The organism is Inquilinus ginsengisoli (genome assembly GCF_031453975.1).
GTDB classification, from domain to species: Bacteria; Pseudomonadota; Alphaproteobacteria; order DSM-16000; family Inquilinaceae; genus Inquilinus; species Inquilinus ginsengisoli_A.
Genome location: NZ_JAVDPW010000002.1, coordinates 135,020 through 158,686 on the forward strand (window position 1 = coordinate 135,020; position 23,667 = coordinate 158,686).

Annotated in this window: 22 protein-coding genes; 5 read left to right on the forward strand and 17 right to left on the reverse strand. The window is 69.7% G+C overall.

Annotated features, from left to right (window positions below; translation table 11 throughout):
* Window positions 1-23 precede the first annotated feature (23 nt).
* From E9232_RS04465 to E9232_RS04495, 7 genes are all read right to left on the reverse strand, one after another.
* Window positions 24-857, reverse strand: coding sequence for a carbohydrate ABC transporter permease (locus tag E9232_RS04465; RefSeq protein ID WP_309792390.1), 834 nt, complete (start codon window positions 855-857; stop codon window positions 24-26).
* On the reverse strand, window positions 847-1,740 hold the full coding sequence (locus tag E9232_RS04470; RefSeq protein WP_309792391.1) for a carbohydrate ABC transporter permease: 894 nt from the start codon (window positions 1,738-1,740) through the stop codon (window positions 847-849). Before E9232_RS04470 ends, E9232_RS04465 begins: the two co-directional genes overlap by 11 nt.
* A 106-nt stretch (window positions 1,741-1,846) precedes the next feature.
* Window positions 1,847-2,707, reverse strand: a complete 861-nt coding sequence (locus E9232_RS04475) for a TauD/TfdA dioxygenase family protein (RefSeq protein WP_309792392.1) — start codon at window positions 2,705-2,707, stop codon at window positions 1,847-1,849.
* Between the two features lie 110 nt (window positions 2,708-2,817).
* A complete protein-coding gene (locus E9232_RS04480) occupies window positions 2,818-3,483 on the reverse strand; it encodes a TetR/AcrR family transcriptional regulator (protein WP_309792393.1) in 666 nt (221 codons plus the stop codon).
* 102 nt (window positions 3,484-3,585) lie between these two features.
* Window positions 3,586-3,879: an RraA family protein gene (locus E9232_RS04485; RefSeq protein WP_309792394.1), complete on the reverse strand. Its 294-nt coding sequence runs from the start codon at window positions 3,877-3,879 to the stop codon at window positions 3,586-3,588.
* Between the two features lie 253 nt (window positions 3,880-4,132).
* Window positions 4,133-4,393, reverse strand: coding sequence for a hypothetical protein (locus E9232_RS04490; protein WP_309792395.1), 261 nt, complete (start codon window positions 4,391-4,393; stop codon window positions 4,133-4,135).
* On the reverse strand, window positions 4,386-4,829 hold the full coding sequence (locus E9232_RS04495) for an amidohydrolase family protein (RefSeq protein WP_309793148.1): 444 nt from the start codon (window positions 4,827-4,829) through the stop codon (window positions 4,386-4,388). The genes E9232_RS04490 and E9232_RS04495 overlap by 8 nt, the downstream gene beginning before the upstream one ends.
* A gap of 67 nt (window positions 4,830-4,896) precedes the next feature.
* Here E9232_RS04495 and E9232_RS04500 point away from each other — a divergent pair, with 67 nt between their 5' ends.
* From E9232_RS04500 to E9232_RS04520, 5 genes are all read left to right on the forward strand, one after another.
* Window positions 4,897-6,108 carry a LysR family transcriptional regulator gene (locus E9232_RS04500; protein ID WP_309792397.1) on the forward strand — a complete coding sequence of 404 codons (1,212 nt, stop codon included), beginning with the start codon at window positions 4,897-4,899 and terminating at the stop codon, window positions 6,106-6,108.
* Window positions 6,109-6,274: 166 nt separating this feature from the next.
* On the forward strand, window positions 6,275-7,216 hold the full coding sequence (locus E9232_RS04505; RefSeq protein ID WP_309792398.1) for an ABC transporter permease: 942 nt from the start codon (window positions 6,275-6,277) through the stop codon (window positions 7,214-7,216).
* Window positions 7,213-8,085, forward strand: a complete 873-nt coding sequence (locus E9232_RS04510; protein WP_309792399.1) for an ABC transporter permease — start codon at window positions 7,213-7,215, stop codon at window positions 8,083-8,085. Before E9232_RS04505 ends, E9232_RS04510 begins: the two co-directional genes overlap by 4 nt.
* 4 nt (window positions 8,086-8,089) lie before the next feature.
* The gene (locus E9232_RS04515; protein ID WP_309792400.1) at window positions 8,090-8,857 is read left to right on the forward strand and encodes a glycerophosphodiester phosphodiesterase; all 768 of its coding nucleotides are present in this window, start codon (window positions 8,090-8,092) and stop codon (window positions 8,855-8,857) included.
* Window positions 8,858-8,963: 106 nt separating this feature from the next.
* Window positions 8,964-10,484 carry an ABC transporter substrate-binding protein gene (locus E9232_RS04520; protein ID WP_309792401.1) on the forward strand — a complete coding sequence of 507 codons (1,521 nt, stop codon included), beginning with the start codon at window positions 8,964-8,966 and terminating at the stop codon, window positions 10,482-10,484.
* Between the two features lie 200 nt (window positions 10,485-10,684).
* Here the strand turns inward: E9232_RS04520 and E9232_RS04525 are convergent, their stop codons facing one another.
* The 10 genes from E9232_RS04525 to E9232_RS04570 all read right to left on the reverse strand — a co-directional run bounded on the left by E9232_RS04525 (window position 10,685) and on the right by E9232_RS04570 (window position 23,327).
* The gene (locus tag E9232_RS04525) at window positions 10,685-12,148 is read right to left on the reverse strand and encodes an alkaline phosphatase family protein (protein WP_309792402.1); all 1,464 of its coding nucleotides are present in this window, start codon (window positions 12,146-12,148) and stop codon (window positions 10,685-10,687) included.
* A gap of 44 nt (window positions 12,149-12,192) precedes the next feature.
* Window positions 12,193-13,173 carry an ABC transporter ATP-binding protein gene (locus tag E9232_RS04530; RefSeq protein WP_309792403.1) on the reverse strand — a complete coding sequence of 327 codons (981 nt, stop codon included), beginning with the start codon at window positions 13,171-13,173 and terminating at the stop codon, window positions 12,193-12,195.
* The gene (locus E9232_RS04535) at window positions 13,170-14,267 is read right to left on the reverse strand and encodes an ABC transporter ATP-binding protein (protein ID WP_309792404.1); all 1,098 of its coding nucleotides are present in this window, start codon (window positions 14,265-14,267) and stop codon (window positions 13,170-13,172) included. The genes E9232_RS04530 and E9232_RS04535 overlap by 4 nt, the downstream gene beginning before the upstream one ends.
* A gap of 113 nt (window positions 14,268-14,380) precedes the next feature.
* Window positions 14,381-16,039: a serine hydrolase domain-containing protein gene (locus tag E9232_RS04540; protein WP_309792405.1), complete on the reverse strand. Its 1,659-nt coding sequence runs from the start codon at window positions 16,037-16,039 to the stop codon at window positions 14,381-14,383.
* A gap of 14 nt (window positions 16,040-16,053) precedes the next feature.
* Window positions 16,054-16,926: an ABC transporter permease gene (locus E9232_RS04545; RefSeq protein WP_309792406.1), complete on the reverse strand. Its 873-nt coding sequence runs from the start codon at window positions 16,924-16,926 to the stop codon at window positions 16,054-16,056.
* Window positions 16,923-17,960, reverse strand: a complete 1,038-nt coding sequence (locus E9232_RS04550) for an ABC transporter permease (RefSeq protein WP_309792407.1) — start codon at window positions 17,958-17,960, stop codon at window positions 16,923-16,925. The genes E9232_RS04545 and E9232_RS04550 overlap by 4 nt, the downstream gene beginning before the upstream one ends.
* A gap of 72 nt (window positions 17,961-18,032) precedes the next feature.
* Window positions 18,033-19,964: an ABC transporter substrate-binding protein gene (locus E9232_RS04555; protein WP_309792408.1), complete on the reverse strand. Its 1,932-nt coding sequence runs from the start codon at window positions 19,962-19,964 to the stop codon at window positions 18,033-18,035.
* A gap of 170 nt (window positions 19,965-20,134) precedes the next feature.
* Window positions 20,135-21,061, reverse strand: coding sequence for an ABC transporter ATP-binding protein (locus E9232_RS04560; RefSeq protein ID WP_309792409.1), 927 nt, complete (start codon window positions 21,059-21,061; stop codon window positions 20,135-20,137).
* Window positions 21,058-21,981: an ABC transporter ATP-binding protein gene (locus E9232_RS04565; protein ID WP_309792410.1), complete on the reverse strand. Its 924-nt coding sequence runs from the start codon at window positions 21,979-21,981 to the stop codon at window positions 21,058-21,060. Before E9232_RS04565 ends, E9232_RS04560 begins: the two co-directional genes overlap by 4 nt.
* A 425-nt stretch (window positions 21,982-22,406) precedes the next feature.
* On the reverse strand, window positions 22,407-23,327 hold the full coding sequence (locus E9232_RS04570) for a hypothetical protein (RefSeq protein WP_309792411.1): 921 nt from the start codon (window positions 23,325-23,327) through the stop codon (window positions 22,407-22,409).
* Window positions 23,328-23,667: the final 340 nt, after the last annotated feature.

A 23,667-nucleotide genomic window follows, 5' to 3' on the forward strand; every position in this document is an offset into this window, starting at 1 on the left:
TCCTCCCCTGTGGTGGGTGTCGATCACCCCTTGGTTGCGCCGGCCGTCAGGCCGGCGACCAGGAACCGGTTCATGACCATCACGAACACCAGAACCGGCAGCAGTTGAACCGTCGCGGCGGCGAACAGCACGCCCCAGTCGACCCCGTCGACCGAACTGATCATCTCCGACAGCACGAAGGGCGCGGTCTTGGCCTTGGTCGCGGTGAAGATGAAGGCGAACAGGAACTCGTTCCAGGCGAACACCACGACGAAGACGGCGACCGCCAGCATGCCGGGCGCGGCCAGCGGCAGGATGATCCGGCGCAGGACCGTGAGCCGGCTGGCCCCGTCGATGATGGCGGCTTCGTCGAGTTCGCGCGGGATCTGGTCGATGAAGGTGCGCATCAGGATCGTGCCCAGCGACACGAAGAAGCTGGTGTAGAGCAGGATCAGCACCAGATGCGTGTCGTTCAGCCCGAGCCAGTTGACGATCGGGAACAGCGGCAGGGTGACGACGATCGGTGGGATCAGCCGCACCCCGATCAGGAAGAAGATCGAGCCGGTGAGCAGCCGGCTCTTCTGCCGCGAATACACGAAGCCGGCCAGTGAGCTGATGGCGACGGCCAGCACGGCCGAACCCGCCGTCACGATCAGGCTGTTGACCAGTCCGTCGAAGAAGCTGCCCCAGCGCTCCCACAGGTTGGCGTAGTGAACCAGCGTCGGCTGGAACAGGAGCTTCGGCGGCACCGCGAAGATGTCGCGGCCCGGCTTGAACGACGACAGGACGATGAAGGCGATCGGGAAGATCGACCACAGGACGATCGCCGCGACCGCGACCGCCTTGCCGATGCCGATGAGGCGGCGGTCAGCGCGCATCGGCCGCCATCCCCCGCTTCAGCCGCAGGATGTAGACCGTCGCCAGCAGCAGCGAGACCAGCACCATGATCCAGGCGGTGGCGGCGGCGGTCCCGAAGGAGTTGTAGCGGAAGGCCTCGAGATAGAGGTAGACGGCCACCGCCTCGGTGGTGCGCGCCGGCCCGCCCTGCGTCATCAGCCAGATCTCGGAAAACAGCCGGAAGGCGAAGATATAGCGGAACAGCATCGCGATCAGGATGGCGGGCGCCAGCAGCGGCAGGGTGACGTTGCGAAACAGCTGGAACGACGACGCGCCATCGGTCCGGCCGGCCTCATACAGGTCCTTCGGGATCGCCAGCCGGGCGGCGTAGAGGATGATGAAGGTGAAGGGCAGGTGCAGCCAGATGGTCAGCAGCCCGACCAGCGTCAGCCCGTGTATCGGGATGAAGGTCCAGTCGAGCGACGGCAGCCCCAGCGCCTGGATGGCGAGGGTCACCGGGCCGACATCCGGGTCGAACAGGAAGCGCCACATCGCCGCCGCCGTCACCTCGCTGATGGCATAGGGGGCAAGCACCACGACCAGCAGGATGCGACGCGCCGGCAGACCGCTGGCGAACAGCAGGGCGATGCCGAGGCCGGCCAGCAGTTCGACATGCACCGCGACCGCCACGACGATCACGGTGTTCAGCAGCGACCGCCAGAAATAGGCGTCACCCAGGATGCGGGCATAGTTGTCGAAGCCGACGAAGGTCGGCGCCTGACCAAAGGTCGAGGCCTGGAAGCTGAGCCAGACGACGAACAGCGAGGGCAGCACGATGACGCCCAGCACCAGGACGTGCACGGGCGCGACGAACGGCAACGTTCCCGTCAGACCTTGTCGCAGACGCTTGAACCGCGTTTGCATTTTGCCTCCCGGGTCATGGTCTTCAGGCTTGGGGGCCGACGCTTCATGACCCCGAACGGCGGCTGCCCTGGCAATGCGCGGCGGTCGTCCGGCGCCGCGGTCCGTCTCAGGCCACGGCGGCCGCCGGCACCGCGCCCTCGACCGTCGTGCGATACATCACGCGGCGGTATCCCGGATAGTCGTTGATCGCCGTGTGCAGCACGAACGGGTTGTTCCACATGCCGAGCGTCCGCGGCTCCCACCGCAGCCGGCAGTTGAACTCCGGCCGCGTCGCCCGGGCCAACAGGAAGTCGATCAGCGGCCGGCTTTCCTCCTCGGTCATGCCCTTGAAGTGGGTCAGGACGCTGCTGACGAAGACATAGCGCCGCCCCGTCACCGGGTGGGTGCAGATCACCGGGTGCTCCACCGCGGCGTTCTCGATCGCCTCGATGTCCTTGGTCACGCCCAGCCGCTTCTGCAGCGCGTTGATCGCGAAGACGCCGCGGCCGCTGTGGATGCCGGTCAGGCCTTCGAGGATCGAGACCAGCCGCGGCGTCAACGACTGATAGGCGCGTTCGAGACTGGTGAAGCAGGTGTCGCCCCCGACCGGCGGGATCTCTTCGCCATAGAGCATGGTGACGCCCGGCGGCCGCGCCAGCCAGGCCAGGTCCATGTGCCAGTCCTCGCCGATCACCTTGCCGGTGTCGTCGGGTTCGCGCACGAACTTGACGATGTCGTCGAAGCCCGGCATCGGGGTGTGCACCGGGTTGCCGCTGAACGGGCCGAAGCGGCGGGCGACCTGCTGGAATGTCGCCGGCACCAGGTCCTGATCGCGGACGGCCAGCACATGGTATTCGTGCAGCGCGCGGAGGACGTCCTGGAAGATGTCGTCGGCGACTGTCCTCAGGTCGACGCCGATGATCTCGGCGCCCAGCGAGCCGGTGAACGGCCGGACCTCGAATTCCGCGAAGCTTTGATCCCGCAACACTTGCCTTGCCTCCCCAGACCGGCCTCGCGCGCCTCTTGAACAATCAGCGCTGACTTACCTGTAAGTAAGTATCCGAGGCCGCGAAAGCTGTCAACGGGCTCTTGCATCGACTACTCGCCTCGGGACGATCGGCCCTGCCGCTGTGCGCCGGCACCGATCATGCGGCCAAGGGCCTGGAACAGCAGGTCGATCTCCTCGAACCTGCCGGCATCCTGGGTCATCGGCGGACAGGACAAGAGGGTGACGCGAAGCACCCTCACGATGTCGTCCGCATCGGCGTCCGGGCGCAGCTGCCCCGCCTTGACCGCCTGGTCGACGGCGTGCCGCAGGCAGGTCTCGTAGGTCCGGTTGACGCGTTCCAGCGCCGCCACCGCCTTGTCGCCGAGGGTCGGCAGGTCATGGCGCAGCCGCGACAGCGGGCTCCAGACATTGCGGTCCTGGTCGCCCTTGTTGAACCGCTCGTAGTAGCGGCGGAGGTCGTCCAGTTGCATCGACAGCCGTTCGGCAAACGCCGCGTCCCCCGCCATCCAGTACCGCTCGATGCGGGCTTCGGCATTCGACGCGATGTCCTCGATCAACTCCCCCATCAGCTGCTGCTTGCTGCCGAAATGGTGATGGATGTTCGCCCGCGTCGTCCCGATCGACGCAGCGATGTCGCCGAAGCTGAAGCCTTCGTGCCCTCTCAGGACATAGAGTTCGGCGGCGACCGACTTGATCCGGTCGCGCGTGTTTCCGGCGGCATCGGGTTCGGACGGTCCGCTGTCCTGGCGTGCCATGTCGTGCGCTCACTCTTCGAATGGACTGAAGCCTTGTGAGCCAAACACGCGCGCCCTGTATAGCCCGCTGATCGGGATCCCGAGGTCAAAGCCCCGCCGCGGTCAGGGCATGGCGTCCCCGGCCTCGACATAGACCAGCCCCTTGGCGCGGAGCCGGTCGCGCATGCCGTAGAGGTCGAGGCCGAGCTCGCCGGCCTTCAGCCGGGCCCGCGTCTCCGCCTCCTTGCGCTCGCGCGCCTCGCTCAGCCGCAGCACCGCCTCGGCCCGCAGCCGTGGCACCACCACGATGCCGTCATCATCGGCCACGACCAGGTCGCCGGGCAGGACCAGCTGGCCGGCGCAGACCAGCGGCAGGTTGACCGAGCCCAGCGTCTCCTTGACCGTGCCCTGGGCCAAGATCGCCCGCCATCGCGCAGCATGTCGGGTAGGCTCCGCTCGCCCGAGACATGCTCGACGATCGGCGGGTCGGCGTACTCCTCGACATGGGCGGGGTCGCTGGTGACCCAGCGCATCCGCTCGATCGGCAGGCCGTAATCCTCGGCCAGATGGGCCCGCACCCACAGCCCCGTGGTCTGGGTGTAGGCGCGCACGCCGATCCGGGCATCGACCAGGTCCTGCGGCGCCACCACGCCATGGGCCCGGTGATAGATCAGGCAGCCGCGCTGCAGGCGCGCACCGCCGGCAGCAGCACTACCGGCCGGCCATAGGCCTTGGCCTGCAGCGCCGTGGCGATGGCGAGCTCGCTGAGATCGTATTCCGCCCGGCGCACCATCGGCGCGAAGGCCTTGTGCACCGGCTCGACCTCGACGAAGTCCAGTGCCACCTCATCGCTGCACAGGGCGCCGGACTTCAGCGCCGCGGTGTGCGGATAGGTGCCGAGCACCGTCTTCAGCCGAACCGGATCAGCCATGGCGCGGTGCCCCGAGCCCGGGATAGAGCCGGCGCGCCGACCCCGCCAGGATCGCCGCGCGATCGGCCTCGGGCAGCACGGCCAGGCCGGCCTTGGCCTCGTCCAGCAGGACGGCCAGGTCCCCTTCGGCGGCCGGGAAGTTCGACCCCCACAGGATGCGGTCGGCCCCGAACCGCTCGACCACAAGCGGGATGAAGGCGGTGGCGGTCGAGGCCCCCTGCCGGCCTCGTCCATCGCCGCCACCAGGCCATGATGGTCGACCGGACGGGCCTGGGACCAGTCGGACTGATGCCCGCCGAGCGGGGCGTGCGGATACCGCTCCACATCGCGCGAAATCACATGGGTATGGCTGTCGGCGACGTCCAAGCTCGTCCTCCCATAGCGACGCTCTCTCGGCCCCTGGAGTGAACGCTAGCCCCGAACCGCCCGGCCGGATTCATAGAAACGACGACGTGAGGCATAGATTATGGCTAAGTCTCTGGGAGAGAATTCCGGGACCTGCAATGTCGATCCAGCCCACCCTGAGACCGCTGACGATCTTCGATGCCGTGGTCCGCGCCGGTTCGGCCGGCGGGGCGGCGCAGGAGACCGGCCTGTCGCAGCCCGCCGTGACCCATGCCCTGCACAGACTGGAGGACGTGGTCGGCGTCCGCCTGCTCGACCGCGGTCCCGGCGGCAGCCAGCCGACCCGCGCCGGCCGGTTGCTGCACCGGCGGGTGGAACGGATGCTGCGGCGGATCGAGCTCGGCGTGCAGGAGCTGGGCGCCGAGACGGCGCGGTCCTATGCCCGGCTGGTCTCGCGCAACCTCTCGACGCCGCAGGTGCGCGCCCATCTCGCCATCGTCCGCCGCGGGTCGTTCCGGGCGGCGGCCCAGGATCTGGGCCTGGCCGAGCCGAGCCTGCACCGCGCGGCGCGCGACCTGGAGAAGACGGTGGGGACACCGCTGTATCGCCGCACGCCGCAGGGGTTTTCGGCCACGCCGGCCGGCGCCCTGTTCGCCGGCCGCCTTCGCCTGGCGCTGTACGAGATCGACCAGGCGCTGGACGAGCTGGAGGCCGAGCGCGACGCCACCGGCGGCCGGGTGTCGGCCGGCTGCCTGCCGCTGATACCCAAGCCCGTCCTGGCCCGCACCGTCGCCCTGCTGTTGCGCGACTATCCCGCGGTGCGGGTGGAGCTCGATGAGGCCCCGCACGAGACGCTGGTGGCCAGGCTACGCGGCGGGGAGCTGGACATTCTGGTTGGCGCCCTGCGCGACCCGCGCCTGGGCGACGACGTGGTGGAACGGCCCCTGTTCGCCGATCCGCATGTGGTCGCTGCCCGCGCTGGGCACCCGCTCGCGAAGGAAACCGTGCTGAGCGAGGCCGACCTGGCCCGCTTTCCCTGGGTGGCGCCCGCCCGCGACACGCCCCGCCGGGCCTTCGTCGAGGAGCTGTTCGCGCGCCTGCCCGTGCGGCCGCGGATCGTGGCCGAAACCAGTTCCCTGACGATGATGACCGCGATCCTGGCAGAGAGCGACTGCCTGACCCTGCTAGCGCACTCGCAGGCCCGCCACGAGGTCAAGGGCGCCGTCCTGGTGATGCTGCCGATCCGCCTCGGGTCGCCGCAGCGGATGGTCGGAACCACCATCCGGTCAGGCTGGCTGCCGACCCGGGTACAGCGCCGCTTCCTGACCCTGCTGCGCCAGGAATGCCGTCGCGTGGCAGAGGGGCCCTGAGCCCCACGAGCCGTCGGGGCAAGGCGTCGGGCTCGGCGTCATCAAGCGCGCTGGAACAGCCGGCGCGATCCGCGTCGGGAATTCGAGTCTTCCGCCCTGTCATCAACCCTTCATCAACGACCTGTAGATCTCCCGTCTCCATCACCGGGCAGAGGCGGATCGACGGGTGTTGCGTTTCCTGGCCGTGCGCGCGGCACGGGCTGTTCTGACGTTGTTTCTATGCGTCTCCGGCGTCTTCCTGGCCTTGCGGCTGGCCGGCGATCCGGCCGACATCATGCTGTCGATCGACACGCCGCCGGATGTCCGCGCCTATTACCGCGAGCTGTGGGGCCTCGACCGGCCGCTGGTCGAGCAATACGGGCTGTATCTCGCCAGCGCGGCGCGGGGCGATTTCGGGATCTCCTTCGCCGATGACCGCTCGGCCTTCACCGCCGTGGTCGACGCCCTGCCGAAGACGGCGCTGCTGGGCCTGTCGGCCCTGATCCTGGCGCTGCTGGTGGGGCTGCCGCTCGGCATCGTCGCGGCGCTGAAACACAACAGCGCGGTAGACCGCATCGCCATGGCATCCGCCGTGTTCGGCTACGCCATCCCGATCTTCTTCCTGGGCATCCTGCTGATCCTGCTGTTCGCGCTGAAGCTGCGCGTCCTGCCCTCGGCCGGCTCCGAGACGCCGCTGCACCTGCTGCTGCCGATGGTGACCCTCGGCCTGCCGCTGGCCGGGCGGCTGGCCCGCTTCGCCCGCACCTCGACGCTGGAGGTCCTGGGCAAGCCCTTCATCCGGGCGGCGAAGGGGCGCGGTGTGCGGCCGTTCGGCCTGGTCGTCCGTCATGCGCTGCCGAACGCGGCGGTGCCGCTGCTCATGTTCCTCGGCATCGAGATCGGCGGCATCCTGGCCGGCGGCGCGGTGACCGAGACGATCTTCGCCTGGCCCGGGCTCGGCCGGCTTCTGGTCGATGCGGTGGCGACGCGCGACCTGCCGGTGGTGCAGGCCTGCATCCTGACCATCACCCTGATCATGGTCTCCGCCAACCTGCTGGTTGATGTGGTCCACATCCTGATCGACCCGCGCCTCGGCGGCTTCCGGTCGGCCCGCGGAGCCGCGGCATGACCGCGAGCATCGACCCCGCGGTGCCGCAGCGGCGTGCTGGCCTCGCCATGTCGCCGGTGATCATGGCCTCGGCCGGCTTCCTTGTGCTGATGATCCTGGTCGCGGTCTTCGCCGACCAGCTGGCGCCGCTGCACTACACCACCCAGAACCTCGTCGCGCGCTTCCGGCCGCCGCTGTCGGCCGATGGCGGCATGACCCATCTCCTCGGCACCGACCATCTCGGCCGGGACGTCTTCAGCCGGCTGATCTACGCCACCCGCAGCTCGATCCTGATCGCCGTCCTGGGCACGCTGATCGGGGCGGTGGTCGGCACCCTGCTGGGCTTCGTCGCGGCCCGGTTCCGCGGGCTGGCCGACCAGCTGATCATGATGCTGGTCGACGCCCAGGCCGCCGTCCCTGCCCTGCTGCTCGCCCTCACCATGCTGGCCTTCTTCGGCAACAGCCTCGTGCTGTTCGTCATCCTGGTCAGCATCGACGGCTGGGACCGCTACACCCGCCTGGCGCGCGGCCTGGTCGTGTCGGAGCAGAAGAGCGACTACATCAATGCGGTCGAGGCGCTGGGGGCCCGGTCGGGCCGGGTGATCCTGCGCCATCTCCTGCCCAACATCGCCGCCTCGCTGGTGGTGCAGGCGACGCTGAACTTCCCCGGCACCATCCTGCTCGAGACCTCGCTCTCCTTCCTCGGGCTCGGCGTGCAGCCCCCCGGCACCTCGCTCGGGCTGATGCTGGGCGAAGGGCGGCGCTATCTTCTGAACGCCTGGTGGATCGCCGTCTTCCCCGGCATCGCCATCTTCCTCACCACCCTGGCCATCAGCCTGTTCGGCGACTGGCTGCGGGACCGGTTCGACCCCACCCTCGGCAGGAGGTGACGCCGTGATTTTCTCATGGTCGCCGGCCCGCGACCGGCCCCTCGCCATCGCCCATCGCGGCGGCGCCCTGCTGGCGCCGGAGAACACCGCGCAGGCGTTCCGCGCCGCCGCCGCGGCCGGCGCCGATGCGGTCGAGACCGATCTCCGCCTGACGCGGGACGGCGCCCTGGTCTGCGTCCACGACGCCGACCTGCGGCGCCTGTGCGGCGATCCCCGGACCGTCGCCGGGCTCGACCTGGCGACGCTGCGCCGGCTGCTGCCGGGGGTGATGACGCTGGCGGAAGCGATCGCCGCCTCCGACCCGCTCGGCCTGCTGCTCGACGTCAAGCTGCCGGACCCGGCCGTCCTGCCGCCGATCCTGGGCACCGTGGCGGCGGCCGGCGCCGGGGCGCGGGTGCTGCTCGGCCTGCGCGATCTCGGCCTGGTGACCGCGGCCCGGGCCCTGGCGCCCGACATCGCCATCCTCGCCTTCGCTGCCGATCCCGACTCCGCGCCCGCCGCCCGCACCGCCGGCGCGGACTGGTTCCGGCTGTGGCAGGGGGCCGCCACCGTCGAGCGGTCCGCCGGCGTGCGCGCCCAGGGCCTGCGCCTCACCATCATGGTCGGCCAGCCGCGCGCCGAGCCGCTGCCCGAGTATCCCCCCTTCCCCGTCGGCGTCGTCGACCGCGACGGGCTGGACCGGCTGCGGATCCTCGCGCCCGACGCGATCCTGCTCGACGACCCCCGCCTTCTCGCCCGCGGGGCCGAGCCGCCCGCCGCACCGCCGCCCTGAGGCGGATCGTTCCCGCTTTCTTGCCTGGACCTGTCCGGGTCGATCTTGAAGGAGACCAGAGTTGATCACGATCTCCCGCCGTCGCGTCCTGGAAGGAGCGGCCGCCATGCCCTTCCTGATCGGCGCAGCCTCGTCCGGCTTCGCCGCCGCTGGCACCCGCCCGAACTTCACGGTCGCCGTGGCCGACCTGCCGCCGACGCTGGAGCCGGCGCGCGAGCTGTCGAATGTCGGCACGCGCGTCACCTATTCGATCTTCGACACGCTGATCCGCCGCGACTTCCTGGGCGCGCCCGACGGCGGCGGCGCGGCCCTCAAGCCGCATCTCGCCACGAAATGGGAGCGGGTGTCGCCGTCCGAGCTGATCGTGACCCTGCGGCAGGGCGTGAAGTTCCACAATGGCGACGAGCTGACCTCGGACGACGTCGCCTACACCTTCCGCGACGGCCGGATGTGGGGCGAGAAGGCCCAGATCCCCGGCGGCCGGCCGTATTTCGGCATCCTCGCCGGGGTGGAGCCGATCGACCGCTACACCGTGCGGTTCCGCACCAAGGCGCCCGACGTGCTGCTGGAGCAGCGCCTGGCCTCCTGGTGCGCCTGGATCGTCAACAAGCGCGCTTATGAGGAGATGGGCTTCGATGCCTATTCCCGGAAGCCGGTGGCGACCGGCCCCTACAAGGTGGTGTCGCACAACGCCACCGACGCGACCGTGCTGGAGGCCTTCGACGACTATTTCCTGGCCCGGCCCACCGCCGCGCGCGTGACCTTCAAGCGGGTGCCGGAGCTGGCGGCCCGCGTCGCCGGCCTGGTCGCCGGCGACTACGACCTGATCACCAACATCCCGCCCGACCAGATGAGCGTCGTCGGCGACTATCCGGACATCGACGTGCGGTCGGTGGTGCTGGCCAATGTCCATGTGCTGTGCTTCAACGAGAAGGACAAGGTGCTGTCGGACAAGCGCATCCGCCAGGCGCTGACCTGTTCGATCAACCGGCAGCAGCTGGTCGACGCCCTGTGGCAGGGCACGGCGGTGGTGCCGGCCAGCCACAACTTCCCGGAATACGGCCCGATGTATCTCGAAGGCCGCAAGCTGCCCTTCGACCCGGACCGGGCCAAGGCGCTGCTGGCCGAGGCCGGCTACAAGGGCGAGCCGATCGTCTACCGCACCCGGGCCAACTACTACACCAACGCGGTCGAGGCGGCGCAGATCCTGATCGAGCAGTGGAAGGCGGTCGGCATCAACGCCTCGCTGCAGGTGGTCGAGAACGACACCGGCATGCGCGGCCCCGACGCGCAGATCTTCAACTGGTCGAACTCGACCCGCCTGCCCGATCCGCTCGGCGCCCTGTGGATCGCCTGGGGGCCGGGCGGCGAGATCCAGGTGTCGGGCTTCTGGAACACCGCCGACGCCTTCAACAAGGCCGGCCGGGCGCTCGAGGCCGAGACCGATCCGGCCAAGCGCAAGGCGCTGTTCGGCGAGATGCTCGACATCTGGGAGGACGAGGCGCCAGCCACGATCCTGTACCAGCCGAGCGAGGCCTACGCGATCAAGAAGTCGATCGCCTGGCGGCCGACGACCTTCTACTTCATGGATCTGCGGCCGGACAATCTGTCGTTCGGCCAGGTGTGACATCAAGGAGCCGATGAAGGAGCAACTCCTTCATCGCTCTCTCTTTTCCCATCGTCATTCCCGCGAAAGCGGGAATCTCTGTCCGGTCATAGTGCAGCGAGATCCCCGCTTTCGCGGGGATGACGATACCTTCAAAGGCGCGGGGCCGTGGCACTGGTTGCGGATTGGCGTGAGTCCAATCCGCAACCGTCTGCCCGCTCTTATTCGCCGCCCAGGATGAAGCGGCGGCCATCCTGCTCCACGACATCGACGGTCTGACGGAACCCGCCCGCGCCGGCCTCGTGCCGGAGGATCCGGGGCGCTTCCCGCGCCGGCCGGGTCAGGTCGCGGCCCTGCATGGTGCCGGCCGGGTCCACCCCGAGCAGGCCGAGCACGGTCGGCGCGATGTCGATGATCCCGGCAGGTGCTGCGGACTGCCCGCCTTCCCCGGCCTCGGACCCTACGATGAGCACGGTGTTGAGCTCGTGCCGGTTGATGCCGCCATGCATGCCGCCGCCCAGCGGCACGTCGCCCGGCGTCATGATCCCCTGCCCCGGCAGGCCGTAGGCGTCGACCGACAGGTCCGAGCGCAGGATGAACATCAGCTCCGGCTGGCGGTCATGGCCGTTGCCCAGCAGGGACAGCGACAGGGTGCCCGCGATCCCGCCTTCGATCCCGTTGCCGCCGCGCGAGAAGACATGGCCGACCGTGGGCTGGTCCATCAGCCATGCGGCGATGCGGTCGATGGCGGCACGATCGCCGCGGAGCCCGCGGATCTCGCCGCTGCGGCCGCCAGTGGCGACGAAGGCGGCGTCGCCCAGCTGGTCCTTGAGGCCGATGTCGAAGCCGACCCGGCGGGCCTCCTCGAACAGCGGGTGGATCGCGCTGGTCGTGATCTGGCCATGGTCGGAGGCGGCGATGACGGCGATGCGCCCGGCATCGGGCTGGGCGTCGACCCAGTCGAGGATGGCGCCGAAGGCGGCATCCGCCTCGCGCAGCCCGGCCTTCGCCTCGGGGGAGCCGAGGCCCTTGTAGTGGTAGGTGGTGTCGGGTTCGTTGAACCAGACCAGCGCCACGTCGGGTCTCAGCACCGGCAGCACATGCTCCGCCATCACCCGGCCGGCGTAACGCAGCTCGTCGAGGCGCGGCAGGCCGCGCCCCGGCAGCGGCCCGAGGCGCTGCACCACCTCGGCCACCGCCTCCGGCGTCTGGGTGCTCTCGGCCCCGGAGATCGAGAAGGTCCAGTGCCCGTTGCGGCGGGCGCGCGGATTGATGAAGTAGGACGAGCCGGCCGATCCGGTGTGCACCACCGCCAGCCGACGCCCGGCCCGGGCCAGGCGGTCGCCGAAGGTGTCGACATCGACCAGCCGGCCGTCGTGATGGGCGTCGACGCGCCGGATCAGCTCGCCGCTGCCGGTGTCGAACACCCGCTCCGGCAGGGCGGCCGGATGATGGAAGGCGTTGCCGACGATGCCGTGCACCGTCGGCGGGGCGCCAGTCGCGATCGAGGTGGTGGCGACGCGCGTCACCGACGGGAAGACGCTGCGCGCCTCGCGGAACCACGTGCCCCGGGCGGCGAGCCGCAGCAGGTTGGGAGTCAGGTCGGGAGTCACCATGTCGGGCCGTAGCCCGTCGAACACCGCCACGATCGCCTGGTCGGCGGTCGGCCTCTCGTCACGCGTCATGAGCATCACTCTCGCAAGAAACTGGGGCGCAGGAAAACCGGGTGTCAGGCGGCCGCGGCCCGGGCATCGGCCGGGACCAGGTGGCAGGCGACCAGCCTGCCGTCCGGCGCGGGGCGCAGGGCCGGCGCCTCCGCCCGGCATCGCGGCAGGGCGCGCGGGCAGCGGGGATGGAAGGCGCAGCCGGCCGGCCGGTCCACCGGGTTCGGCGGATCGCCGGCCAGGACGATGCGTTCGCGCCGGCGCGGCCCCGGCGTCGGCACGGCGGAGACCAGGGCCTCGGTGTAGGGATGGGCCGGCGCGTGGAACAGCTGGTCCGGCCGGCCCTGTTCGACGATGCGGCCGAGATACATCACCGCGACCTCGTCGGCGATCTGGCGCACCACCTTGAGGTCGTGGCTGATGAACAGATAGGCCATGCCGAAGCGGCCCTGCAGGTCCTGCAGCAGGTTGATCACCTGGGCCGCCACCGACACGTCGAGCGCCGAGACCGGCTCGTCGCAGACCACCAGCTTCGGGTCGAGGATCAGCGCCCGCGCCAGGACGACGCGCTGGCGCTGGCCGCCCGACAGCTCGTGCGGGTAGCGGTGGAACAGGTCGCCGCGCAGGCCCACGGCCTCCAGCAGCGCCAGGGCGCGGTCCCGCCGCGCGGCGTCGCCGGCCTCCAGGCCATGGATCGCCAGCGGCTCGACCACCTGGTCGCCGACGGTCAGGCGCCGGTCCAGGGCGGCCATCGGGTCCTGGTAGACCATCTGCATCGACCGGCGCAGGGCGCGCCACCGGGCGTCGCGCACCGCGGTCACCGGCGCGCCGGCGAAGGCGATGCGGCCGGCGGTGGCGGGCAGCAGCCCCAGCACCAGCTTGGCCGTGGTCGACTTGCCGCAGCCGGATTCGCCGACGATGCCCAGGGTGCGGCCGGCCTCCAGCGTGAAGCTGACACCGTCCACGGCGTGCAGCATGCGGCCGGCGCGATCCCCGGCCACCGGGTAGTGCTTGGCCAGCCGGTCGACCGACAGCAGCGCGGTCATGCCGGAATTCCTTCGAGCACGGGCAAGCTGTGGGCCGTCGTGTCGGCAGCCGGGGCGTCCAGCCGCAGGCAGGCGGCGCTGTGCAGCGGGCCGTCGGCCGCGGTGAGCGGCGGCACGATCGCGCGGCACAGCGCCGTGGCGGAAGCGCAGCGCGGCGCGAAGGCGCAGCCGGACGGCATCGCCTGCGGCGACGGCACCGTGCCGGGCACCGGCGTCAGCCGCGTGCGCGGGCCTTCCAGGTCCGGCAGCGCCGCCAGCAGCCCGCGCGTGTAGGGATGGCGCGGATGGGCGAGCAGCGCATCGGTCGGCCCGGTCTCGACCACGCGGCCGGCATACATGACGGCGATGCGGTCGCACAGCTCGGCGACGACGCCGAGATCGTGGGAGATCAGCACCAGCCCCATGCCGGTGTCGCGGCGGATGTCCTGGATGAGGTCGAGGATCTGCGCCTGGATGGTCGCGTCCAGCGCCGTCGTCGGCTCGTCCGCCACCAGCACATCCGGCTCGCCGGCCAGGGCGATCGCGATCATCACCCGCTGGTTCATGCCGCCCGACAGCTCGTGCGGATACTGCCGCAGCCGCCGCCCGGCATCGGCGATGCCGACCCGGTCGAGCAGCCGTAGCGCCTCGGCCCGGGCGGCGGCGCCGCGCAGGCCGCGATGCAGGCGCAGCGCCTCGCAGATCTGGCCGCCGATGCGGTAGACCGGGTTGAGCGAACTGGTGGGATCCTGGAACACGAGGCCGATCCGGCCGCCGCGGACGGCCGACATCTCGCGCTCGGAGAGTCGCGTCAGGTCGCGGCCGTCCAGCAGGACCTGGCCCGAGACGGCGACATCCTTGCCGAGCAGCCGGAGGGCCGCGAGCCAGGTGACGCTCTTGCCGCAGCCCGACTCGCCGACGATGCCCAGCGCCTCGCCCCGCGCGATGGCGAGATCGATGCCATGCACCACCGGCACCCGGTCGCCGCCGTGCGAGAAGGAGACCGAATAGGAGTCCAGCGCCAGCAGCGGCGCGGCGGCTGTGCGTCCCCGGCCCCGATCGGCCGGCTGCACGGGCGCCGGCGGGGCGGCGCTGTCGATCCTGGGGTCATGCATCCCAGGGGTTTAGTACGGCGGTCATGACCGGATGATGACATCGCCCGCTCAACCGGCCGGATCGCCGCATCAGGAAACACCGCAGCCGCGTCCCGGGAACCGATGGACGGTCGCTATGCCGGTCCGTCCGCATGGCGCACCAGGAACATCGGCCCGACGCGGATGCCGGTGCGGCCGTCCTCGTCCCGGGCCGCCAGTTCCAGCGCCTCGCCCTCGTACAGGATTCCGTGCATGCGCCAGCTGCCGTCGGGCAGCTGCTCGCAGTCATGGGTGCAGAAATACTCGATCAGGCATTTCAGCTTTCCGTCGGCGTAGAGCAGATAGGTCGGGTTGAAGTCCGGGCCGTAGACCCCGAGATGCGGCGCCAGCTCGGCCGGCGCGTCGGAAGCCATGGTGTTGCGCCGGCTCCAGTCCTGGCCCTTCCAGCCCAGCACCCCATCGGCCCGGAGGGTCAGGTCGAGATGCGGATAATCCGCCCCCTCCGCGTAGATGCGGCCGTCGATGGTGAAGGCGTCGCCGCCGCGCCATTTCAGCTCCAGCGGCACGCCCTCGCCCATCAGGTACAGGCGGCCGTCCTTCTGCCGCAGTTCCACGCTCTCGCTGCCGTCGGCCGCCTGGTAGACGCCCGGCATCGCCGTCAGGTGCGCCGCGGTCAGCGGCGGATGCTTCGCCGGCGGCGCCGGCGGCCGGCCCATCCGGCGCGACGCCAAAGCGAGCTGCAGCGCCCGCTTCGCGATCCTGTCGCCGATCTGGTTGCTGAAATCGAGGGTGGAGAAGACCAGCGCCGCCAGCCCGGCATGGGGCAGCGCCGCCATCTGGGTGGCATAGCCATAGACCGCGCCGCCATGGCCGACCGACAGCCAGCCATCGACCTCGCCGACGCCGAAGCACAGGCCGTAGCCCTTCTGGCTGCTGCTGTGGCCGGCCGGGCGCCGGCCGACCACCGTCCACATCTGCCGCAGGCTGGCGGGCGAAATGACGGAGCGGCCATCCGGGGCGAAGCCGCCGCGCAGCATGCAGCTGGCGAACTTCGCCATGTCGGGCGCGGTGGAGAAGATGGCGCCTGCCGGGGACCCGCCGAGGTCGAAGACCGGCGCGGGGAAGTCGTGGTCGAAATCCCACATCCAGGCCGGGGCCAGCCGGTCCCGCATCTCCGGCGCCAGGACGGCGCTGCTCTCGGCCATGCCCAGCGGCGCGAAGATGTGGCGGGCGACGTAATCGGCGTAGCGCAGGCCGCTGACCTGCTCCAGCACCCAGCCGACCACGGCGATGCCGGCGTTCGAGTAGTGCATGATCCCGGCGCTGGGATCCTCCTTCAGCACCGAGGTCTTCAGCCCCTCGACCGTCACCTGCAGCCCCGGCCGCCGGTCGTCGAGGTAGTGGCCGTCCTTCGGCTCGCGCACCAGGCCGGCGGTGTGGCTCATCAGCTTGCGCAGCGACACCTGCGGGCCGTGCGGGCCGCTTTCGCGCCCGGCGAAGGGGTTCGCCGGATGGAAGCCGGGGATATAGGCCGAGACGTCGGCGTCGATGTCGAGCAACCCCTTCTCGGCCAGCTGCATGATGCCGATCGCGGTGAACATCTTGGTCAGGGAGCCGATGCGGAACAACGAGCTTCCGTCCAGCCGGTGGCCGAGATCCGGCCGCACCACATGGCCGGTGGCGAGGAGCGCGTCGCGGTCGACCACGGCGTAGGAGATCGAGGGGATCGCCTTGTCGCCGACCTCATGCGCGATGAATTCCTCCAGGCCGGCGGCCAGGGCACGGGCGTCCATTCGGTCGTCTCCTCTCAGGTCCGGAGGCGCGGGTCGAGGATGTCGCGCAGCGCGTCGCCCAGCAGGCTCCAGGACAGCACGAACAGGAAGATCGCGGCGCCGGGGAAGGCCAGCGTGTACCAGTAGCGGAACGGGCTGTCGCCGCGGCCGACGATCCAGTTGCGGGAATAGCTGATCAGCTGGCCCCAATCGGCGTAGCCCGGCTCGACCCCGACACCAAGGAAGCTGAGGGCGGAGGCGGTCAGCACCATCGACCCCGTCATCATCGTGGCCAGCACCAGCACCGGGAAGAACGCGTTCGGCAGGATGTGCCGCAGCAGCAGCCGGATGTCGCGCGTGCCGTAGGACCGCGCGGCCTTGACGTAGTCCAGCTCCTTCACCCGCAGGATTTCGCTGCGGATGACCCGGGCGTAGTTCATCCAGCCGAAGGTGGTCAGCGCGATCGTCATCGGCCCGATGCCCTTGCCCAGCAGCGTGGTCAGCACCATCGCCGCGATCAGGAACGGCACGGCCAGGAAGACGTCGACGATGCGCATCAGCACCTCGTCCACCATGCCGCCGTAGAAGGCCGACACCGCCCCCACCAGCACGCCGATCAGGGTCGAGATCAGGACGACGCCGAGGCCGATCTTGAAGGCGGTGCGAGTGCCCCAGACCAGACCGTAATAGATGTCGAACTGCCCCTCGGTGGTGCCCAGCAGGGCCCGGGCCGAGGGCGGCTGCGGCGTGGCGCGGAAGCCGCTGCGCGGGATCTCGTAGGGCGAGGACTGGTACGGCTCCGGCGGCGCGATCACCGGGGCCAGCGCGGCGACGACGACGAAGCCCACCAGGGCCAGGACGCCCAGCAGCGACAGCGGGTTGCGCAGCAGATACGCGACGATCTTCATGCCAGCCTCACCCGCGGGTCCAACAAGGGGTACAGCAGGTCCACCACCAGGTTGAGGACCACCAGCACCAGCGCGAAATAGAGGGCGAAGCCCAGCACCGCCGGGAAGTCCAGGTTGGCGGCCGCGTTCGCGGCGAACTGGCCGATGCCGTGATAGTCGAAGATTGTCTCGGTGATGACGACGCCGCCCAGCATCGCCGCCACCTCCATCCCCGCGACGGTGACCACCGGCAGCAGGGCGTTGCGCCGGGCGTGCCGGTTCTGCACCACCCGCTCGCTGAGGCCCTTGGCGCGGGCGGTGCGGACATAGTCCTGGCGCAGCGATTCCAGCATCGAGGTGCGCATGATCCGCGTCATCGATGCCAGGTTGACGTAGCTGAGGGTCACCACCGGCAGGATCAGGTGGCGCAGCGCGTCCAGGAAGACCGGCCAGTCGCCGTTCAGCAGCGCGTCGACCGTGTTCAGCCCGGTCCAGCGCCGGAAGCCGTCGCCCCCGACCTCGATCAGCGCCCACTGGCTCAGCCGCCCCGGCGGGAACCAGCCGAGCGAGCCGTAGAACACCATCAGCATCAGGAGGCCGAAGACGAAGACCGGGAACGACCAGCCGAGCACGGTGAACAGGCGGATGCCGTGATCGATTGGCCGGTTCAGGTGCACACCGGCCCGGCTGCCCAGCCAGATCGCGCCGAGGATGCCCGGCACGAAGGCGAAGATCACCAGCTCCAGCGTCGCCGGGAACAGCGAGACCAGCGCCTCGGCCACCGGCATCCGCGCCGTCTCCGACCAGCCGAGGTTGCCCTGCAGGATGTTGCCGATCCAGCGGCCGTACTGCAGGTGGAACGGGTCGTTCAGACCGTATTTCTCGATCAGCGCCGCGACCTGGGCCGCACCGCCCTTCAGCGCGTCGGGCCCGGGCACATAGGTCAGCATGCGCTGGGTCGGGGTCAGCATCATCTGCATCGCGAAGATCATCAGCGTCAGCGCGAAGAAGACGATCGGGATGAAGGACAGCCGTCGGATGGTGTAAGCCAGCATTGAAGGTCCCGGGCGGAAGGAATCATGCGCCGGGCGGGGACGCCGGCCTGGCGCCCCTGCCCGGCCCGGCGGCTACTGCTTTTCCTTCTTGGTGATGGGATAGAAGTCCCAGGCCCCGTAGACGATCATGTTGTTGACGTAGCCGTCGATCCAGTCGCGGGTGACGATGAAGCCGTACTCCTCCCACAGGAACTGGGTGGTGGCGTACTCGTAGCTCATGTCCTGAAGCTTGGCGTAGATCTTCTCCCGCTCCGCCGGATCCACCGTGGTCCACGCCTGCTTCAGGAGCGGGTCGAACTTCTCCCGCATCAGCTCCTGGTAGCCCTTGCCGCTCATCCCGGCCACCAGGCCGGTGCTGGCCAGGTAGTAGGTGGCGGCGCCCAGCGGCCCGCCCGGATCGGAATAGTCCGGCCCCCAGCCCATGTAGGCCATCGGCGCGCTGGGGTCGGCCCCGCCATAGATCTTGTCGGCGAAGGTGGCCGACTGCAGCTCCTGGATCTTCAGCTTGAACTTGGGGTTGATGCGAGCCAGGTTCTGCTGCAGCACCGACAGCGCCGCATGGGCCTCGGTCCGCCCCTGCGTCATGTAGGCGGTCATCTCGAAGCCGTTCTCCCAGAGCTGGCCGCCCCAGGCCTTCTTGAAATGCTCCGCCGCCTTGTCCGGGTCGAAGGTGTAGACCGGGCTGTCGGCGCGGTAGCCCATGATGCCGCGCACGGTGGGCCCGCGCAGCTGCACGGTCTTGCCGAGATGCACGTCGTCCAGCAGCAGCTGGTAGTCCTGGGCGTAGTTGAAGCCCTGCCGCACATCGATGTCGCTGAAGAAGTCCGGCGGGATGCCCTTGCCGTCCAGCTTGCCGCTGCCGATCGCCGGATTGTCCACGGCGCTGACCGGCCACATGTAGAACAGCGACCGGCCGAACACCTTGGGCAGCCCTTCGGTCACCTTGATGCCGGGCTTGGACCCCACCTCCTCCAGGAACTCGACCGGGGTGGTGACCACGTCGGCGTCGCCGGCCTCGAGCTGCAGCAGCCGGGTGGTCCATTCCGGCACCGAGCGCAGCACCACACGCTCCAGCGACGCCGGCCCCTGCCAGTAGCCGTTGAACCGCTTCATGGTGATCTTCTTCTGCGACCGGTCCCAGTCCTCGACCATGAAGGGGCCGCTGCCGTTCTCGACCGAAAACAGCTTGTCCGCGCCCATCTCGGGCTTGTGGAACGGCTTCCAGGTGGCGGCGCCGCCGTCCCAGTCGCCCTGGTCGCGCGCCCATTCGCGGTCGATCACCGAGGTGGCGAAGGGCAGCGCCATGATGCCGAGCGTGGCCGGGAACGGCGCGTCCAGCACCAGCACCAGCTTGTCGCCCTCGACCTTGATCTTCTGCGCCAGCGCGTCGTGCACCTTGGCCAGGCCGGCCTGGTCGACCTCGGCGAAGGTCTTCACCCCGGCCAGGTCGGTGGCCCAGGCCTCGATGTTCGGGTACTTGCCGGCGGTGATCATCTCGGTCACCGCATTGGCCATGAAGCTGTCGCCCTGCAGCACCGCGCGCATCAGCGAATACTGCACGTCCTCGGCGGTCAGCTCGCCATAGCCGGGGGCGATCGCCGCCTTCTCCTGGTCGGTCAGCTCGTCATAGGGTTTCCAGGCGATGGTGCCGTCCGCGCCCTTGACCCCGACCTTGTGGGTGTAGACGCCCTTGCGGATCGGGAAGGTGTAGCTGATCGACCCGTCCGCGCCGGACTTGATCAGCCCGTTCTCCAGCGACGGCACCTCGGTCGACAGGGCCGGCACGAATTCGGAGATCTCGCTGCCCTTGTAGTTCAGGAGCCGCATGTAGGTGTTGATCGACACGTAGGTGTTGGCGGTGTCCGCCATATAGGCCGGGTCCAGCGTGCGGATGTCGTCGGTCCACAGATAGACCAGGGTGCCGGGATTCTTCAGCTCGGCTTGCGCCGTGCCGGACAGGGCCAGCAAGGCGATGCCAAGGCTGGGGCCGATCCAACTCTTCATCGAGAAGCCTCCTGCTGATGGGCGTTGTTTGCCCTTATGGGGTCGCCTGGAACGGCGATCTGCCAGCAGTGTGTCTGAGGCCCGGCGAGAAGACCATACCCAATACGCCCAAATTTCCCCTTTCTGAAAATCCTTTAGCGTATTGGAATATAACCCCAGCTCATGGCCCGTCAGGCTTCCGCGCGCACAAAATGCCGGTCCGACACCTGCTGCATCGGCAGGAACACCGGCTGGAAGTCGGCGGGCCGCACCGCGCTGGGGATCTCGTCCGCCAGCAGCAGGCGGTTTTCCGGCCGCTCCCGCGGGTTGGCGACCGGGACGGAGGCCAGCAGCTTGCGGGTGTAGCTGTGCCGCGGGTTGCCGAAGACCTCGCGCCGGCTGCCGATCTCGACGATCTGGCCGAGATACATCACCGCCACGCGATGGGCCATCCGCTCCACCACCGCCATGTCGTGCGAGATGAACAGGACGGAAATCCCGGTTTCCGCCTGCAGGTCCATCAGCAGGTTGATGACCTGGGCCTGGATGGTGACGTCGAGCGAGGCCACGGCCTCGTCCGCGATCACCAGCTTCGGCCGGGTGCTCAGCGCACGGGCGATGCAGATGCGCTGGCGCTGGCCGCCGGAGAAGGCGTGCGGGTGGCGCCGCGCATGCTCGGGCGTCAGCCCCACCCGCTGCAGCAGTTCGGCGACCCGCGCCTGGACCTCGGCGCGCGACAGGCCGCCATGGACCCGCATCGGGTCGGCGATCGCCTGCCCCACGGTCATGCGGGGGTTGAGCGAGCTGAACGGGTCCTGGAACACCATCTGCACCTGGCGGCGCAGCGCCTGGATCTCGCGCGCCGGCTGCCCCAGCGTCTCCCGCCCCTCGAACCGGATCGAGCCGGAGACCGGCCGGTCCAGCTGCAGGATGCTGCGGCCGATGGTGGATTTGCCGCAGCCGCTTTCCCCCACCAGGGCCAGCGTCTCGCCCGGGAAGATCTCGAACGACACGTTCTCGACCGCATGGACGCGGCCCGTCACCTTGCCGAAGACGCCGGACCGCAGGTCGAAGCGGGTCGTCAGCTTCTCGACCGCCAGCACGGGCGCGCGGGTCATGCCGGCACCGCCTCGACGCGCACGGCGTCGCGTGTCCCGGCCAGGCCGGGATCGTCGCGCAGCTCGACCAGCGGGAACCGCTCCGGCTCGTCCTTGTCGGCCATGCTGCCCAGGCGCGGCACCGCGGCCAGCAGCGATCGGGTGTAGGCGTGAAGCGGCGTCTCGAACACCTCGTAGACCGTTCCGGTTTCCACGATCTCTCCCTTCAGCATGACGCAGATGCGGTCCGCCATCTCGGCCACCACGCCCATGTCGTGGGTGATGAACAGCACCGACATCCCGATCTCGCGCTGCAGCGCCCGCACCAGGTCCAGGATCTGGGCCTGGATGGTGACGTCCAGCGCCGTGGTGGGTTCGTCCAGGATCATCAGCGACGGGCGGCAGCACAGCGCCATGGCGATCATCACCCGCTGGCGCATGCCGCCGGACAGGTGGTGGGGATACTGGTCCAGCCGCTTCTCCGCCTCCGGCACCCGCACCAGCTTCAGCGCGTTCAGCGCGATGGTGCGCGCCTCCGCCGCGCTCTTGCCCTGGTGCCGCATGATCGCCTCGCCGATCTGGAAGCCGATGCTGAACACCGGGTTCAGGCTGGCCATCGGGTCCTGGAACACCATCGAGATGTCGGATCCCCGCACACTCTGCATCCGCTTCTGCGGCAGCCGGGCCAGGTCGACCACCTCTCCCCCCGCCAGGCGCATGCGGATCGATCCGCCGGCCAGCCGGGCACCGTCGTATTCGGCCAGCCGCATGATGGTCATCGCGGTGACCGACTTGCCGCTGCCCGATTCGCCGACCAGGGCCAGCGTCTCGCCCCGTCCGATATGGAACGATACGCCCTTCACGGCGCGCAGCGTCTGGCCCCCGCCCAGGGAGAACGAGACCTGGAGATTGTCGACCTCGAGCACGCGATCATCGTTCATGGGGGCTCCGATGCTGGCGATCCGGGAGAGCGGGACCGCGATATGCCGGTCCGATCGATCGAAGAACGACGCCAGCCGACAATCTCCGCTGCCGGCCTGTCAACCAAAATGCATCCGACCTTCGGAACTGGTCCCCTCCGGCCGGGGTCGGCTCCTGCATTTTCTCCGCCCCGGCGGCCGGTTCGGCCGGGCGCCGGCGCGCCGGCCGTCCTCGGCAAAACGCCGATCCATGCAGGCCTGCCGGAAGGGCGCGGCCACTCATCCCGGAGGCGCAAGCGCCTTCGGCCTCTCCCATGATCCCCGGGTCAAGCCCGGGGGCGGGAAAGGCAAAACCATCCTCGTAGGTTAGGTTCGCGGCTCGCGAACCCAACACATTGCAGGCGGTGGAATGTTGGGTTCGCCCAACGCGAACCCAACCTACGCGCTCACCCCGTGTCCGGCGGCTTGCGTCTTTCGACGCCGGTCGAGCCCGGCTCCCGCCGATCGTCCTCCACCGGCGGCAGGTCCATCTCCGCCAGGGACCGGTCCCCCTCCGCGACCCAGCGCTCCGCCTGCTCCGGCGGCAGCCCGAAGGTCGGGCAGATCAGGGCGACGGCCTCCGCCGCCGGGCGGGTCTCCGCGATCGCCATCAGCTCCGGCCGGTCCATCTGCCTGGTCATCTCGGCGAAGCGGCGCTCCCACTCGGCCGCGTCCTTCGCCCCGGCCTTGATCGCGGCGCTCAGCGCCATGATCACCCGCAGCCGGCGCCGGATCGCGACGGGGTCCAGCAGCCCGGCGGGGTCCGGGGCCGCCTCCTCCGGCGGCGCGAAACCCAGCTCCTCCAGGGTCATGTCCCCGACCGCGAGCCAGTTCCGGGTGTCCTCCGGCAGCCCGAGCCCCCGGCACAGCCGGGCCACGACCGCCGGCGCCGGGCAGGTCTCGACCATCTCCACCACGTCGGGCCGCTCGAACAGGTCGCGGATGTCGCCGAAGCGCGAGCGGGCCTTCATCTCCTGGGCTTCGGTCTCGACGCCGTGATAGTTCGCGGCGGCCACGGCCATGAGCGCCCGCAGCCTGGGCGACGCCCCGCCGGCCGGCTCGGCCGATCGGGTCTTGCCCTCCTCGGGCGGGCGGGAGAGCTTGTCCTCCAGCAGCAGGGTCAGCCGCAGCGAGCGGGTGACAGTGGCGATGCGCTGGCAATAGTCGACGCCGGGCTGCGGCGTCTTCACCGCCTCGGCGCGGGTCGCCTCCATCACCTCCATCTGGATCTCGGCCGCCCGGGCCAGCAGCCGCAGATGCCGCGCCGCCCGCTCCTCCTGGGGAGCGGCCGGGGCCTCCGGTGCCTGGGCGGTCTGCGGCTTGTTCATGGAACACATCATGAACAAAGATCGGAGTTAACGCAACGGCACAGGCCGAAACGAGTTCGGCTCCAGTCACTTCGGGATCTGATGCCGAGCGCCTTCGCGACCCCTCGTTGCCTCGGTGCGATCAGATGATCCGATCTAAACCATTCCGCTCAACCAACGCGAACTGCAGCGGACTGATCTGCGGTTCGGCGAGGTCCCGAGAAGCTTGGAGATGCCAGCCGGGACGGATGTGTGGGGTCTGGATTCCGATGGCACCGACCAGTTCCTCTGCGACGGCAGCAGCACCGAGAAGGCCGGCTAAATGTGCACTGTCACCATAATCCGTCACCGTACTCTGCGA